This is a genomic window from Leptospira bouyouniensis, assembly GCF_004769525.1.
Taxonomy (GTDB): Bacteria; Spirochaetota; Leptospiria; order Leptospirales; family Leptospiraceae; genus Leptospira_A; species Leptospira_A bouyouniensis.
In genome coordinates, this window is the sequence record NZ_RQFT01000012.1 from 629,293 (window position 1) to 643,215 (window position 13,923).

Here is a 13,923-nt window from a genome sequence, read left to right on the forward strand (position 1 = left end):
AGTTGTTCGACAAACATCAGTCCTTATCTTTCATTTCTGTAAAACTCCGATCAGGATTCATCGTATAGGCTCCTTTAAAAGGATGAGGCGGATTTCCTCCCCATTCTTTTGGAGAAAGCAGAGAAAAATAATCTCCCTCACTCTTCGCATATAGGTAAATTAACTGACCTGCCTTCTTCTCAAATTGGCATTTTGCTTTGTGGAGTTCGATATCTTTTTCTGCTTGTTGTAGGATGAGTTCAGCTTCTTCTTTTAATGCTCGAATTTGTTTCGCAATGACTTCGAGTTTTCCGTGTACATGGAGTTTCACAGACTCTTCAGCTAATTCGATTTCTTTTGCGCGGTCAACGAGACTTATAGCTGGCGCTAAGCGACTTGTTCCATAAGTGAGACTGTGGTGGGGGATTGCCGTTTCTTCCATCTTACTATTTAGACAAATTTTGAAATCGATACCTTCGAATTCAAAATGAAAATCTTCTTTGGCAAATTATTTTTTTACTTAATTTGATTTCCATATGATTAATCCACACAAGATTAAGATAAGAAAAAGGCCCTCCCAATTTAATCAGGAAAGCCAAGTTGCCAAGGATAGACGATTTTTGTTTTTATGACAATGGTTGGTATTGGATGATCATTGCTTTTGCTTTGATTTCTTTTGGCATCACAGTTTTGGATAAAATTCGTTGTAAGGAATCTTTATCCTTTGATTTACCAAGTTGCACCACAAAGAATCCATTTTTGACCATGATAAAGGATTTTGTTTTCAGTTTACCCTGGTTATCAGAATGTAATTGTGATAAAAATGTTTCTGCCGATTTTCGATTTGTAAACGCAGCAAGTTGGATCGTCAGGTAATTTCCTTCATTTTGGGAAACAGATTTTGTGTTACTTGCACTTACATGTTTTTGTTTTAATTTCGATTTAGAACTTGAAGAAATGTTTTTTAATTTTTCTTCTTTAGGAACATAGTTTGTTCTTTGTTCTTTCGATTTGGTCAAATCGACAATTTGTTGTTTTTTTTCTTCTTCTTCATCTTTTGCAGTAGAAGTTTCCATGTAATAAGGGTGGTTTCCTATATCAGCCATAGGTATCTCTTGGGAAGAAACGGATTCTTTTGGTTTCGTTCCTTGCACAAGGGAAGATGCAACTTGAGTTCCTTGTTGATTCGCTGCTGTTGTTTCTTCTACTTTTTTCGACAGAGATTCTGGGGAAGGAAGGTTTGTTCCATTTGTCTCGGAATTCAAGGCGGCAAGGTTAGCTTTTTGTAAATTTTCTGTACCCTCTGATTTACCTTTCCCAACCGATACTCCCAAAAAGAAAATCGAAAAGAATAATGCAAAAAGAAAGAGTGATAAAACTCCAATCCTTTGTTTGTCTAAATTGATTACGTAAAAAACTCTCTCTTTCATTTTTGAATCCTTTTTTGAATTTCTTTATAGATAATAACGATTTGTTCTTTTAATCCTTCTCTATCAGTATCGTTCGTTACGACAAAATCAGAGAGGAACTTTTTTTTCTCGATGTCCATTTGCGAAGTTATTCTTCTTTCAAAGTCAACTTTTTCCATTCCACCTCTGGTTTTTACCCGTTCCCAGTTTTGGTCTTTGGGGAGATATACAGTAACTGTATAATCACAAATGGTGTGGGCATCCGTTTCAAATAAAAGAGGTACTTCCCATGCCACAATACTTCCATCCTTGGTGTCATTGTAAAACTCTAGGAATTGTTTTCTCACGAGTGGGTGTAGAAGTTCGTTTAGTGCTTTTAATTTTGATTCGTTGCTAAAGGCAAGTTCGGCAATTTTTGTCCGATTGATAGTGCCACCTTCTTCGATGATAGAATCGCCAAAGATGGAAATAAGTTCATTTTTTACAGGGCTATTTGGTTCTGTAAAAGTGCGGGCAATTGAATCTGAACTAATCGTCACTGCGCCTAATTCTCCAAAGATGGAAAGCGCAGTGGATTTCCCGGAACCAATCGATCCAGTGATACCAATTAAAGTTTTGTTGGGTGCAAGTGCCACGGGTTTATAACATAAAAAACCCGTGAAAGTACAAGTATTTTTTTAGATCATTTGAGAAAAAAAATACTAAAGTATTTTGTACTTAGTTTTTGTTAAGTGTTTCGTTGTGTATCCAGTCTTGTACTAGTTTGGCGGATAGTTGGGGATCCTCAATCATGGGTGCATGGCCCATGTTTTCTAATAAAACCGTTTCTAGTTTTGTTTTTAGTTTATTTTTTAGAACTTCCATTACCGAATAGTGGATGACCTTGTCTTCTTTTCCCCAAATGGTCAGACAAGGTGCTTCGATTTGGTCCAACTTTGATTCGAGTACATAGCCTTCTTTCCTAATTTGTTTTAAGATATGGGCATTCCATTCTCGATTGGCGACAGACTTTTCTGCAAAATAGGATTTTAAAAACGAAGGTAGGTAAGGTGGTTTTACAAATGTAAATCGAAGGAGGCGATCAAAGTCTTCTGTGTCTTTGACAAGGAGTGGGCTTTCCTTCCCAGAAAGTTCAATGGTTTGCATTTCACTTGGAACTGGACTTTTAATCCCTGCATTATCAAAAAGGATAAGAGACTTTACTTGTTTTCGAAATTTCGCAGCAAAGATTCCTGCAATCCCACCACCCATTGAATTCCCAGCGATGTGAAATTTAGTGAGACCCAGTGTTTCGGTAAATTTTTGTAAACGGATAGCTTGTGATTCTTGAGTATAAGAAATCCCTTCCGGTTTACTCGATTCCCCAAAACCGGGGAGGTCTGGTGCGATCACTCGTATATTTTTTGGGAGGTGTCTTGAAAACCTTGTCCAATGGTCTTTATCACCACCAAAGCCGTGTACGACGAGTAGCGTTTCGCCATCACCTGGTTTTTCTGTATACTTCCATACCAAATCTTCGACCACAACTGACTTTGTTTCTAGATTTGACCGGTATCTTTCAATACTAATGCCTGTTTTGTGAAGCCCAGAAGCACAACCAAATACGGTTACGAGTATAAGAAGGGTGTTAAGAATTGATTTTAATTTTGATTTCATTTTTGTCCTTACAAAAAATGCAAAGGTTCGTTGACAGAGGGCTATGAAAAAATACTTTGGTCGTAACCGAGGCCCTGTAGCTCAGTCGGTAGAGCAGAGGACTGAAAATCCTCGTGTCGGCAGTTCGATTCTGTCCGGGGCCAAGGTTACCTATTTTCCTACCTTTCTCTCTTCTCCCATCGACCAAAGTCCCAAAAATTCGTTTTCCTCTACTTTTTTACAAAGTTCAGGTTTGTATAACTTTTTGACGGGTGGTTTCGGGTAGATATGGATTTCATCATTATCAGGGATAAAGGTTAACATCCTTAAAATTGTATCTTGGCCTTCAATTTCATACATGGTATAAGACATACCTTTGGAAGGAATGATTTGGGAGGTTTCCAAATACTTACGAGTGGTGTCAGACATAATCCTAAAGTTGTATCGGGTTTCGTTTCGGAGCAACTAAAAAGTTTTTTTTAAATTTCTATTTTTTAAAAAACGTTTTGCAAACAATATGAGTTTCTCACGTATTTTCGGAGTTCTTCCTACGGACACATTCAATCTAAAAAAATGATTCCAATGTTTGGAGAGTCCAAATAAAGAACCTGGAGCAATTGCCATACCTAATTTTTTTGCTTCCAAAAGAAGTTTATCACCATCTAACGCCGATTCAATCCAAAGAACAAATCCTCCATCAGGTTTTGTGATTTTAAGATTCCCTTCACTTTCTTCGATTAATAATTTGATATATTCACTGCTAAGTGATTTGTATTCAGATCGTAAGTGTTTCAAATGCCTTTCATAGGTTTGTCGTTTCAGATATTCCAAAACAAGAATCTGTGTAGGATGGTTTTCTGATATTTTAAATGCTCTGCTGATTTTAGAAACAGATTGGATCCCTGTTTTAGTTGCCACCCAACCCATTCGTAGACCTGGTGAAAGGGTTTTAGAAAAAGAAGAACATAAAAAAGTTTTTGGACCATTATTTGAATGTTGGAAAAAACTCACCAATGGTTTTGGTCGAGTTCCTTCGTAATACAAATCGCCATAAATATCATCTTCTACAAGATGAATTCCGAACTCATATGAAAGATTTGCCAAACTTTGTTTAGTTTGATCATTGAATAAAATTCCATTAGGATTATTAAAATTGGCAGCAAATAAAAATACTTTTGGTTTATGACGTTTGATGAGTTTTTCAAATTCTGAAATGTTGATCCCTTCGCCACTACGATAAGGGATCTCTACTACTTTTAGTTTGAGCGTTTCTAAAATTTGGAATAAACCAACATAAATAGGAGAGGGAACAATGACAGTATCACCTGGTTCTGTCACAGCGTATAAGGAATAGGTGATAGCTTCCGTACAACCAGATGTGATTTGGATTTGTTTTGAATTCACTCGGTATCCAAACATTGAAATCCGTTTTGCCAGCCATTCTCTTAAATTAGGATTCCCTTGTAAGTCTCCATACGTAAAAATTTCCTTATGTAAATATGCTTTTTTAAAAGTTAGATTCAGTTCCTGAATCGGTAAATACTCTTCAGATGGGATGGCAGCTCCAAATGACAATAATTTCGGATCCATCACGGTATTCATGATTTGTTGGATACGGTCATCTGCTTCTACTGATTCATAAAATTCATTTTGAGGTCCAAGGATGATGGATTTAATTTGGTTTTGTACATAATACCCAGATTTGTTTTGCACATAGATATACCCTTCTTCTTCTAAGATGCGATATGCTTCTTTCGCAGTTGTTAAACTACAGGATTTGATAGATTGGATTTCTCTTAAAGAAGGGATTTTTTCATTCTCGGAATAATAACCAGATTGAATATCCTTCTTTAAATCAATTGCAAGTTGTTGGTATTTTGTTTTTTCCATCTGTATACGTATAGAAGTTATCATCTGTATATGGACAGATTTTTCTTTATTTGATATTGTATTTGTATGGAATCAACTGTTTCAAACATATTTTTGGCGAATCGAAGCAAAAATATTCGATCATCCGCCATTCGTGAAATCTTAAAAATCACCGTAAAAGATTCCAATTTTCTTTCATTTGCAGGTGGATTGCCCAATCCTAATTTATTAAACAAAGAGCTTTTAAACCAATCTATGGAGGAAACCATTCTATTTTCCAGTGAAGTTGCCTTACAATATGGTGATTCGTCTGGTTATACAGATCTTAAAAAAATAATTTTGGAAAAGTTTGTCTTAGATGATGGAGTGAAGTTAGATTCTATTATGATCACTCATGGTTCCCAACAAGGTTTAGATATCCTCGGGAAACTTTTGATGGATGACAATACCAATGTGTTAGTTGAGGATCCAGTATATTTAGGTGCACTCCAAGCATTTTCACCGTATGGACCAAATTTGATTTCTCTACCGATGGAGTTTGATGGACCCAATGTATCTGAATTGAAAAAAATTTTGAGTGAGAAGAAAATCCATTGTTTTTATACCAATCCAAATTATCAAAATCCATCGACCATCACGTGGTCATTGGAAAAAAGGAGAGCAGTTGCAAACCTACTTGATGAGTTCGGGGTGATCTTAATTGAAGATGAAGCCTATAAATATTTAGATTTTTCGGGAATCATATATCCATCCATCTTCTCATTTCGAAAAGAAAAAGATCTAACTTTTGTTTTGGGAAGTTTCTCAAAAATCATTTCACCTGGTTTTCGAATTGGATGGGTGATTGTTCCAGAAGTTTATAAAGATTCATTCAATCGGATCAAACAAGGGATTGATTTGAATACCAATCAATTTTCGCAAATTATACTCACAAAACTCTTATCCTTAATGGATATAAACGAACATTTTTCGAAAATTCAAACTCATTATCGGAATCAAAAAAATCAGTTAGTGGAATTACTGAACCATTATTTACCAGAAGTGAAATTCCAAGACCCGCAAGGGGGAATGTTCCTTTGGGTTGAATACCCTGATGTGAGGGAAAATGAACTGATGGAAAGGATCATGGAAAAAAAAGTGGTGATGGTTCCTGGGAATGAATTCCGACTTAAGGAATCCGATTCAGCATTCTTTCGGATGAACTTTAGTTTTTTGCAGGGTTCGGACATGGAAGAAGGAGTAAAACGGATCCATTCTGTCTATCGCGACATAATTACGTAACATACGTTTAGTAAAATTTGTTTGACAAATACTATTCGTATGTTTACTTACTAAATATGAAGCCTGCTATCTCAAAAGCATTGCATCCTCAATTTTCAATCCTGAGTTTGGAACAAAAATTGGAGATCCTAAAAGAGGATCCAAACTTTCGTATGCTTGTGGAACAAATCTATCAAAACTACAAGGAAAACAGGTCTACTGTGATTCTTTGATTTGCTTCTCTTTCCCACACAAGTTTCTATGGAAGGAAAGTAGGTAATTATGAATTTAGATCTTACACCACAAGAAACAAAACAACTTTTAGATGCTCTCACTGTGTTTGAATGGGTGAGTAATGCTCCCCATGAAGAATCAGATCCGAGTGTCGATGGATTTCTACAATCCTTACTCGGCAAACTTTCCAAAACCATGGAAAACAGTCCAATAGTTTCTGAGAATGGAATGTACACTGTCGCAGAAGAATACTTCCAAGAAGTATTCGAATCTTATATTGAGCCATATAACGATGATGTGTTTTGGACAGAACTCACTACAGAACTTGCGCAAAGAGATTTGGAACTTTCGATGTCCGAAAAAGAATTGGAAGCCTTAGCACCTGAAGTTTACGAAACAAAAGTGGCAAAAGAAGCGGAAAAGTATGATTCCGAATTTGAAAAAAATGGAGTGGATCATTTATTTTTAAAAAAATAATACAAATCAATTTGGATTTAGGAAATGTAACTCTCTTTGGATCTTAATTTTCAAACACAGATTCATTTTTTTCCCATTCCACAAGTACCATCGTTTGGTCATCTTCTTGTTCTTCCTTCCCTTGGAATAAAAACAATTGGATGACAAGTTCCGCAAGAACTCTCTCCGATTCTTTGTTTTGAAATTCGGAGAGAATCTTCTGGATACGATCCATTCCAAACTCTTCTCTCGATTCATTTTTTTGTTCTAACATTCCATCAGTAAAAAGTAAAATTCGATCCCCTTCTAAAATCTGGAATTGTTTTTGGGTGTAGGGTTGGTCCTTTTTTAATCCAATGATATTACCAGTTCGATTCAAAATAATTTGATTTCCTTGCGATTGAAAAATCTGGTTAGGGTGACCTGCTGAAGAATAATAAACCGTTTTTGTTTTGGTATCAATGTCCAATAAAAATCCAGAAAAAACTATTTTCAAACCAGAAAACTTATTTTGAATTTTTTGATTGAGGTGGTTCATCAAATCATCGGTTTTGGTAATGAATCGTTTGATCGCTTCGTATTCTGATTTGATTGCCATTGTATAAAGTGCTGCTTGGATTCCATGCCCTGTTGCATCAGCGACAAAAAATCGTACAGTTCCATTATCCAATTCAAAAATATCATAAAAGTCTCCTCCCACTTCTTCTTGGGGTTGGAAATATAAATGAATTTTTAAAGGATCAAATTTGATTCCATCTTCTGGTAAGATTTTTTGTTGGATTTTTTTAGCAAGGAGTAGGTCTTTTTTGATCCGATTCAATGAATAATTCAATTGGTAAGTTCTGTCGGAAACAATTTGTTCCAAATTTTCAGTTACTGCTAACAATGATTCGTTGCTTATTTTTAAACTTTCTGCAAGTTCTTCTGCTCTTACAAATGCATTGGCAATCCTACTGGATAAAATGAGTGATTGGATAAAGATAAAACAAAGAAGAGCATAAGGTGTGAGACCAATCCCTCTGCTATTTAAACTATGTTTTAAAATATCAAATGATACTGAAAATGCTAAGATCAGTAACCCAATCAAAAAAAGTTTTGAGTTTGGTCGACTATTGATGACAGCTTTTAAGTTGATATGGATGACATAACCTATGATGATAAATGCTAAGATTTGAAATCCATAAAGTAAAATGGTAAAAACAGAGATTGGTAAAAACAATGTGAGTGAAAAAAGGGAACTGGCAAAAAGAGCACGACGAACATGTTTTAACTTTGATTCTTCTGGAAAAAGGGAATGGATAAAGAGTAAAAAAGTAGGAACCGCAAAATAATAGGATGCAAATTCTATCCGAAAAGCAGTAGGCCAATGGAACCGTGGAAAAAGTTCCAATACATACCTCTCCCCAGTGAAGGCAAGGCGTATCCCGAGTAAAAAACAAAAGATAGCAAAGTAAAAAATTGATTTTTCTTTTCGTTTGTAAAAGTACAATCCAAAATGATACAAACCAATGAGAGATAGGGCACCTAGTAGGAATAACTCTCTTGCATTAGAAAACATCTTTTCTCGATCCAATGCATATTTGTTTCCGATAATAGGATGTCCCCAAAACCCTCCAAAATTGTTTTCATAATTGGCAATGTGAAAAACAAGTTCGATCACTTCCTGATCAGGGATCAGAGTATAATATTTGGATTTAATCCGAGGAGTATCATCAAATTGATTGATCCCAGGTTTTCCTTGCCCACCGATGAGAACTCCATTGGCAAAAAAACGATAAGAAGAAGCGATGTCTGGAATATAAATCCTTAGTTCTTGGCCAACTGTTTGTTTGTTAGTGTGGATAAACGCACGTAAGGTGACTTTACCGGTTCTTGGTAACTCAATGCCGCCATATTCCTCATTTTGCCATGAATTAGGAATGGCAAGGTAACCTGTCAGTTCCTTTTGGCCGTGAAAGGGAGGGTAATGGAATTCCCCAAAATACAATTCCCATTCCCCTTGTAATTCGATAGCAGTGTTTTCTTTGAATGTGATTTCACTTAAATCAAGTACCCCTTGCCGAAAACGAAGGTCTCCCTCTAAATCAGGATTATGGCATTGGATGGTACAGAAGGTGATGGTGGCATACACCACACCTAGGATCAGTTTTCGCATTGTACTTGAGTTTCTTTTTGAGTTAAGATTGGAAAGAACTAATTTCTCCCAGAATATCCAATGACATCCATAAAAGCAGAAACGGAGAATACCGCTTTCCCTGGTCCTGGTTCCCCATAACCCGGAGGAGTAGGCAACCCATAGGATTCAAAAGTTTCTTTCCAAGCTCGTAAAAGTTCACAAAAATACACGAGTGGTGGACCCGCTTGTTGGCCTAAGGTCGTATACGGCTCAGGACACCATGCAGTAAACCGAGGCACAATCCCTTTTGACATAAAAAAGTCTAATCCTTGTTTTGTGGAAGTGATGGCTTCTTTAACAGTTTTGAAACCCCATGGTTCGGAAAGTTCTACTCCACCAACAAAGTTTGGAATTACGTTTTCTGGACCAAATACTTCGGCAGAGTCGACAACACGTCGGATCCAATTTTCATACCCAATCCAACTTGCTTTCCCTGGGCAAATTTTTTCAAAAAGGTCTTTGTCCCAAACTTCATAATTTGGATGGTAAATTTGAATCCCTGCATCTTTGAATTTTTGGCAGTCTTCTTTTTCAAAAGCTTGTGCGACAAGTTTTCCCATCCATCGATTTGGAAATCGTGATTCAATGGCTTCTGGGTATTGCAGGTAAAAGTCCACTTCCGATTTTTTCTTTAAATTGGTGAGAACTGACCCACCCGTAATGGTGTACACTTTTGCAATTTGGTCTTCTGCATCGACCCAGGATAACACCTCCAAAATGTCTTCCACATCCTTCACACCCGTATAAGGACGACCGGCACCTTTTTGTTGTCGGTAGTTATGGTTGATATCGCAGTAGGCACATTCCTCATCTTTTCCAAAATACTGGCAGTTACGAAAGACAGTCAGATAAAGGAGGTATCCCCATTCAATGACAGGAGCAATTTCACCAGGAAGTTTTCCTGATTTGGTTTTGTGTCTGTACCAAGAAGGGATCGGTGGGTATTCCGCTGTACCAATCTCTGTTTCCTCTAAATACAAAGTTGGTTTCCCTTCCCTTAGTTTCATTTTGTACGGTGAGTTTGGATTATTCCGTGTGGAGATCACGGTTTTTAAGAGCCCAAAATGTCCCCCGCTGATTTTGATCTCTTCCGGGGCTTTGGTGTCTGCGCCATCTTTTAAATCTGCTAAGGGGATATGATCGAAGGAAAAAATAAAATAATCTTTGGATTTATATGGGTCTTTGACTTGGAATGCCTCGGGGAAGAAGTGGATCCCTTGCCTTAAAATGTCTTGTTTGACAATGGCTTCCATGGGTAGATCTTTGTATGTTCTTTCCATTTCTTCCAATAAAGAGAGGGAGGAGGCAGGTCTTTGGTTCAATGTAGAGGTTTCAGCCATAATGGGAGCTTTTTTCTTCCTTTCTCTTAGACAAAGCGATTTTCCCGAAAGAACTGCGAAAAACCCCTGAAAATCAGTAGTTCTTACCAAAAAACTTGAATATTCGTTTACAAATCCAATCGCTAAATTATTTTTTTTCCGAACTAATGAAATTTTTTTCATTCTAGAAAAAAATACAAAAAATCTGGGAATTTTCTATATCCCAGTTTGTTGATTAGAGAGTAAGTAAATTAGTATTTCACTAAGGGACAGGAAGATATGAAAGCATCGAAACTCACCATCATTGGTCTTGCGATTCTTTTCACTGGTCTTACAGTTTGTAAGAAACCAGATGCAGAAGTAACGGAAGCACCTAAAAAACCGGCAGATTTATCTGCGGTTGTCGTATTTGCGGTAGGAGATTCCAAAATCCAACACGCAGACCAAACGGAAGAAAAAGCACAATTAGGTGCTCTTTTGAAAACAGGGGATAACGTAGTCACAGGCGACAATGGAAAAGTAGACATCCAATTTGCAGATGGCTCGAGCATTCGTATCTCTCCAAAGTCCGCAGTAGACTTTGCTAAACTTTCACAAGACAACGCAGGAACTACAGACACTCAAATTGCTCTAGTTTCTGGAAAAGTATTCGCGAAAGTCAACAAAGCTAAGAAAGAAGACAATTTCACTGTTGTCACTCCAACCGCAATTGCGGGTGTGCGTGGAACTTCTTTCATCGTAGAATCAGCTGAAGGAAAACCTGCAAAAGTAAAAGTAGTAGAAGGTGCGGTTGCATTTGCTCCTCGTGTTCCTGCTCTAGAAAAACTATCTGAGGAAGAAATTTCTAAAAATGGTGATCTAAAGAAACTACAAGAATCAATTGCAAAAGCTGAAGTAATCTTGGAAAAAGACCAAGCTTCAACTCAATCTGTAAAATCTGCAGAACTTGCAAAATCAGCTGATATCCAATCTTTGGATTTATCAAAAGCATTCAAAACGACTGAGAAAGAAAAACTCGTTGTTGAAAGTGCAAAACTAACAAAAAACGAAGAACAAGAAATCAAAACAATCGTGACTGTTGACAAACAAACTGCACAAGAGATTGTAAAACTTAGTGAATCAGCTCAAACTGAGAAACTCGATGAATTGAAAAAACAAGAAATCGATACTAAGAAACAAGCGATTGAAAAAGAAGTAGCGAAACGACAAGAAGAAGAGAAGAAAAAATTCGAAGAATCTTTAGCTAGCCAACCAAAAGATTTCAAATCTAAAAAAGATATCGTAAACTACTACGAAAGAATTGAAAAAATCGTGTTAGTTGACGGAAAAACAGTCATTGGAGCGATCATCAACCAAGAAAACGGTCAATTGATTGTTCACACTGAAAATGGTGTCAAAAAAATTGATATGGACAATGTAGAAGAAGTCATTTACGACCTTCAACAAAAATCCAAATTCTAACAGAACCACACCCTTAAGTAGAAAAGAAGCCTGGAGGAATTCCCCTTCGGGCTTTTTTTATGCATTCGTATTTTTATATTCGTTCCAAAGGATTCGAATTGTGTTGATGAGTGGACTTACTTCGATGAGGAGTAAATTGTTTTGGTATCGAACAAGTAAGGTGTTTTGGCCAAATCGATCCATCTGTCCCCATTCCACTTGTAATGTAGGGTGGTGGGAAAGAGCCCTTTGGATGAGGACTTTGATTTCATAATCAGACAGAGATTCGTCAATCTCACCTAAATCCTTCAAAATGGATAAAAAGAAAGTTTTTGCGAGTTCTCTTTGAAACTCCGCTGATTCCTCTTCCGTCATATCTACACTTTCGGTAGATTTTGTGAATCCTCAGTAAAATATTCATCAGCATGGTAGGACGACCGAACGAGAGGCCCTGAGGCAACCGTCTTAAAACCAATTTGATAGGCAGTTTCCTTCCACATTTCAAAAGTTTCTGGTCGGATAAAACTTTGCACTGGGTAATGAGTGGGTCCGGGTTGTAAATATTGTCCAATTGTCAACATCCGAACCCCATTTGCATATAAATCCTTTAAACATTGGTTCACATCCGCTTCTGTTTCCCCAAGCCCAAGGATAATCCCACTTTTGGTTAGGAAACCGTGTTTGGCGATATGAGATAAAACCTCTAAGGAACGTTTGTAATTTTTTTGGGGAGTGATTGTCGGAAACAATCGTTCTACAGTTTCTATATTATGATTGATGATATTTGGTTTTGCAGCGTAGAGAATTTGCAAAGACTCTTCCTTGGCTTTGAAGTCGGGGATGAGAACTTCAATAGAACATTCTGGCCTGTAAGTTTTGATTTTTGTAATGGTTTCAGCAAAGTGGCTTGCACCACCATCTTTTAAATCATCGCGGTTGACAGCCGTGAGGACAACATGTCTTAGTCCAAGAGCTTCCACAGACCTTGCGACTCGTTCTGGTTCCAAGGGATCTAGGGATTTTGGTTTGCCAAAGGCAACATCACAGTACTGGCATCGTCTTGTGCAGATATCCCCGGCCAGCATATAAGTCGCGGTTTTCCGATTCCAACAATGGTTGAGATTGGGGCAACTTGCTGATTCACAAACAGTATGGAGCTGTTTGGTTTCCACCTCGGCTCGAACAACTGATAAAGCATCCGATTCTTTGGGAAAACTCACTCTCACTTTCATCCAATCAGGGAGGGGCACTGTAGGATTTAGGTTTTTTGAGCGAGGTTTCTTTTTTAGTGGATTCATACCTTCTTTAGACTTTTTGAAATGAGGCCACTTTGTAAAATGGAAAATCATGAGGATCAATGCATTTCTTGCCAAATTAGGTTTAGGTTCCCGTAGAAAGGTCGAAGAATTGGTCCTCTCAGGTAGGGTCAAAATCAACGGAAGTACAATCACTGATTTGTCTTTCCAGGTAAACGAGTCGGATTCCATTCTGTTTGATGGAAAACCAGTGGCAAAAGAGGATGGGACTGAAAATCGTCCTAAAATCATTGCCTTCAATAAACCCCCAGGGTTTCTTACTTCGCATGAAGATAAACACCATGAAAATACTATCTTTACCATTTTGCCTGAGTTGTTTCAAAAGTACAATTATGCAGGACGTCTTGATTTAGATTCCAGAGGACTCATCCTATTATCTATCGATGGAAATTTTATCCAAAAAGTAACTCACCCAAAAAATAAAATTGATAAAGAATATATCATCAGTCTGAAACAACCTGTGAGTTGGAAAAAGATTGCCGAAGAATTCATGTTAGGTGTTCGGGAAGGTGGTGAAACCCTGAGGGCACTTTCTGTGAAACCTGCAAACGTATTCCCTGAAAAAACAGCACCAGGTTTCACAAGTTACCTCAGTATTGTCTTAAAGGAAGGGAAAAAAAGACAAATTCGAAGGATGTGTAAAACAAAGGATTTGGTTGTTCTTGATTTGTATCGAATTCGTATCGGAAAATTAGATCTACGAAATTTTGATTTGTTGGAAGGAAAATACAAAGAGGTGACGGAAGAGCAAGTTCTAGGAAATTTACATCCTTAATTTAGTTGAAGAATCCAATCGATTCATAAAATGGTGAGGTTAGGGGATTTGTTTT

At 37.2% G+C, this 13,923-nt stretch carries 14 protein-coding genes and 1 tRNA gene; 5 read left to right on the top strand and 10 right to left on the bottom strand.

Features of this window, described 5'->3' with window-relative positions; genetic code table 11:
- Nucleotides 1–16: 16 nt before the first annotated feature.
- The 4 genes from EHQ43_RS17100 to EHQ43_RS17115 form a co-directional block, all read right to left on the bottom strand.
- Entirely contained in the window at nt 17–421 is a 405-nt protein-coding gene (locus EHQ43_RS17100) for a DUF2452 domain-containing protein (RefSeq protein ID WP_135741749.1), read from the bottom strand.
- Nucleotides 422–605: 184 nt separating this feature from the next.
- Complete coding sequence (locus EHQ43_RS17105; RefSeq protein ID WP_135771810.1) at nt 606–1,409, bottom strand: SPOR domain-containing protein; 804 nt, start codon at nt 1,407–1,409, stop codon at nt 606–608.
- Complete coding sequence (gene coaE / locus EHQ43_RS17110; protein ID WP_135741751.1) at nt 1,406–2,023, bottom strand: dephospho-CoA kinase; 618 nt, start codon at nt 2,021–2,023, stop codon at nt 1,406–1,408. The genes EHQ43_RS17105 and coaE overlap by 4 nt, the downstream gene beginning before the upstream one ends.
- A gap of 82 nt (nt 2,024–2,105) precedes the next feature.
- Complete coding sequence (locus tag EHQ43_RS17115) at nt 2,106–3,044, bottom strand: alpha/beta fold hydrolase (protein ID WP_135771811.1); 939 nt, start codon at nt 3,042–3,044, stop codon at nt 2,106–2,108.
- Nucleotides 3,045–3,114: 70 nt separating this feature from the next.
- On the opposite strand from EHQ43_RS17115, the gene EHQ43_RS17120 reads away from it, so the two are divergent.
- A tRNA-Phe gene (locus EHQ43_RS17120) sits at nt 3,115–3,187 on the top strand.
- A gap of 7 nt (nt 3,188–3,194) precedes the next feature.
- On the opposite strand, the gene EHQ43_RS17125 is transcribed toward EHQ43_RS17120, so the two are convergent.
- Together EHQ43_RS17125 and EHQ43_RS17130 are read right to left on the bottom strand one after the other, a co-directional pair.
- Nucleotides 3,195–3,452: a hypothetical protein gene (locus EHQ43_RS17125; RefSeq protein ID WP_135741753.1), complete on the bottom strand. Its 258-nt coding sequence runs from the start codon at nt 3,450–3,452 to the stop codon at nt 3,195–3,197.
- A gap of 36 nt (nt 3,453–3,488) precedes the next feature.
- Nucleotides 3,489–4,913, bottom strand: a complete 1,425-nt coding sequence (locus tag EHQ43_RS17130; RefSeq protein WP_135771812.1) for an aminotransferase-like domain-containing protein — start codon at nt 4,911–4,913, stop codon at nt 3,489–3,491.
- Nucleotides 4,914–4,979: 66 nt separating this feature from the next.
- On the opposite strand from EHQ43_RS17130, the gene EHQ43_RS17135 reads away from it, so the two are divergent.
- Nucleotides 4,980–6,173 carry an aminotransferase-like domain-containing protein gene (locus EHQ43_RS17135; RefSeq protein WP_135771813.1) on the top strand — a complete coding sequence of 398 codons (1,194 nt, stop codon included), beginning with the start codon at nt 4,980–4,982 and terminating at the stop codon, nt 6,171–6,173.
- Nucleotides 6,174–6,434: 261 nt separating this feature from the next.
- Complete coding sequence (locus EHQ43_RS17145) at nt 6,435–6,863, top strand: hypothetical protein (protein ID WP_135771815.1); 429 nt, start codon at nt 6,435–6,437, stop codon at nt 6,861–6,863.
- A 43-nt stretch (nt 6,864–6,906) separates the two neighbouring features.
- Here the strand turns inward: EHQ43_RS17145 and EHQ43_RS17150 are convergent, their stop codons facing one another.
- Together EHQ43_RS17150 and EHQ43_RS17155 are read right to left on the bottom strand one after the other, a co-directional pair.
- Nucleotides 6,907–8,997 carry a PP2C family protein-serine/threonine phosphatase gene (locus EHQ43_RS17150; RefSeq protein ID WP_135771816.1) on the bottom strand — a complete coding sequence of 697 codons (2,091 nt, stop codon included), beginning with the start codon at nt 8,995–8,997 and terminating at the stop codon, nt 6,907–6,909.
- Nucleotides 8,998–9,035: 38 nt separating this feature from the next.
- A complete protein-coding gene (locus EHQ43_RS17155) occupies nt 9,036–10,358 on the bottom strand; it encodes a radical SAM protein (protein ID WP_135771881.1) in 1,323 nt (440 codons plus the stop codon).
- Nucleotides 10,359–10,616: 258 nt separating this feature from the next.
- Here EHQ43_RS17155 and EHQ43_RS17160 point away from each other — a divergent pair, with 258 nt between their 5' ends.
- Entirely contained in the window at nt 10,617–11,798 is a 1,182-nt protein-coding gene (locus tag EHQ43_RS17160) for a lipoprotein LipL45 (RefSeq protein ID WP_135741759.1), read from the top strand.
- Nucleotides 11,799–11,855: 57 nt separating this feature from the next.
- On the opposite strand, the gene EHQ43_RS17165 is transcribed toward EHQ43_RS17160, so the two are convergent.
- Together EHQ43_RS17165 and lipA are read right to left on the bottom strand one after the other, a co-directional pair.
- Entirely contained in the window at nt 11,856–12,152 is a 297-nt protein-coding gene (locus EHQ43_RS17165; protein ID WP_135741760.1) for a hypothetical protein, read from the bottom strand.
- Between the two features lie 2 nt (nt 12,153–12,154).
- Complete coding sequence (lipA, locus tag EHQ43_RS17170; protein ID WP_167481814.1) at nt 12,155–13,075, bottom strand: lipoyl synthase; 921 nt, start codon at nt 13,073–13,075, stop codon at nt 12,155–12,157.
- A gap of 49 nt (nt 13,076–13,124) precedes the next feature.
- Here lipA and EHQ43_RS17175 point away from each other — a divergent pair, with 49 nt between their 5' ends.
- Nucleotides 13,125–13,868, top strand: a complete 744-nt coding sequence (locus tag EHQ43_RS17175; protein WP_135771817.1) for a pseudouridine synthase — start codon at nt 13,125–13,127, stop codon at nt 13,866–13,868.
- Nucleotides 13,869–13,923 lie beyond the last annotated feature (55 nt).

Excerpts from the sequence above, each read along its gene's own strand:
- EHQ43_RS17165 (WP_135741760.1), bottom strand. The coding sequence starts at position 12,152 with ATGACGGAAGAGGAATCAGCGGAGTTTCAAAGAGAACTCGCAAAAACT.
- EHQ43_RS17155 (WP_135771881.1), bottom strand. The coding sequence starts at position 10,358 with ATGGCTGAAACCTCTACATTGAACCAAAGACCTGCCTCCTCCCTCTCT.
- EHQ43_RS17115 (WP_135771811.1), bottom strand. The coding sequence starts at position 3,044 with ATGAAATCAAAATTAAAATCAATTCTTAACACCCTTCTTATACTCGTA.
- EHQ43_RS17150 (WP_135771816.1), bottom strand. The coding sequence starts at position 8,997 with ATGCGAAAACTGATCCTAGGTGTGGTGTATGCCACCATCACCTTCTGT.
- EHQ43_RS17105 (WP_135771810.1), bottom strand. The coding sequence starts at position 1,409 with ATGAAAGAGAGAGTTTTTTACGTAATCAATTTAGACAAACAAAGGATT.
- EHQ43_RS17160 (WP_135741759.1), top strand. The coding sequence starts at position 10,617 with ATGAAAGCATCGAAACTCACCATCATTGGTCTTGCGATTCTTTTCACT.
- lipA (WP_167481814.1), bottom strand. The coding sequence starts at position 13,075 with ATGAATCCACTAAAAAAGAAACCTCGCTCAAAAAACCTAAATCCTACA.
- EHQ43_RS17135 (WP_135771813.1), top strand. The coding sequence starts at position 4,980 with ATGGAATCAACTGTTTCAAACATATTTTTGGCGAATCGAAGCAAAAAT.
- EHQ43_RS17125 (WP_135741753.1), bottom strand. The coding sequence starts at position 3,452 with ATGTCTGACACCACTCGTAAGTATTTGGAAACCTCCCAAATCATTCCT.
- EHQ43_RS17145 (WP_135771815.1), top strand. The coding sequence starts at position 6,435 with ATGAATTTAGATCTTACACCACAAGAAACAAAACAACTTTTAGATGCT.
- EHQ43_RS17130 (WP_135771812.1), bottom strand. The coding sequence starts at position 4,913 with ATGGAAAAAACAAAATACCAACAACTTGCAATTGATTTAAAGAAGGAT.
- EHQ43_RS17175 (WP_135771817.1), top strand. The coding sequence starts at position 13,125 with ATGAGGATCAATGCATTTCTTGCCAAATTAGGTTTAGGTTCCCGTAGA.
- EHQ43_RS17100 (WP_135741749.1), bottom strand. The coding sequence starts at position 421 with ATGGAAGAAACGGCAATCCCCCACCACAGTCTCACTTATGGAACAAGT.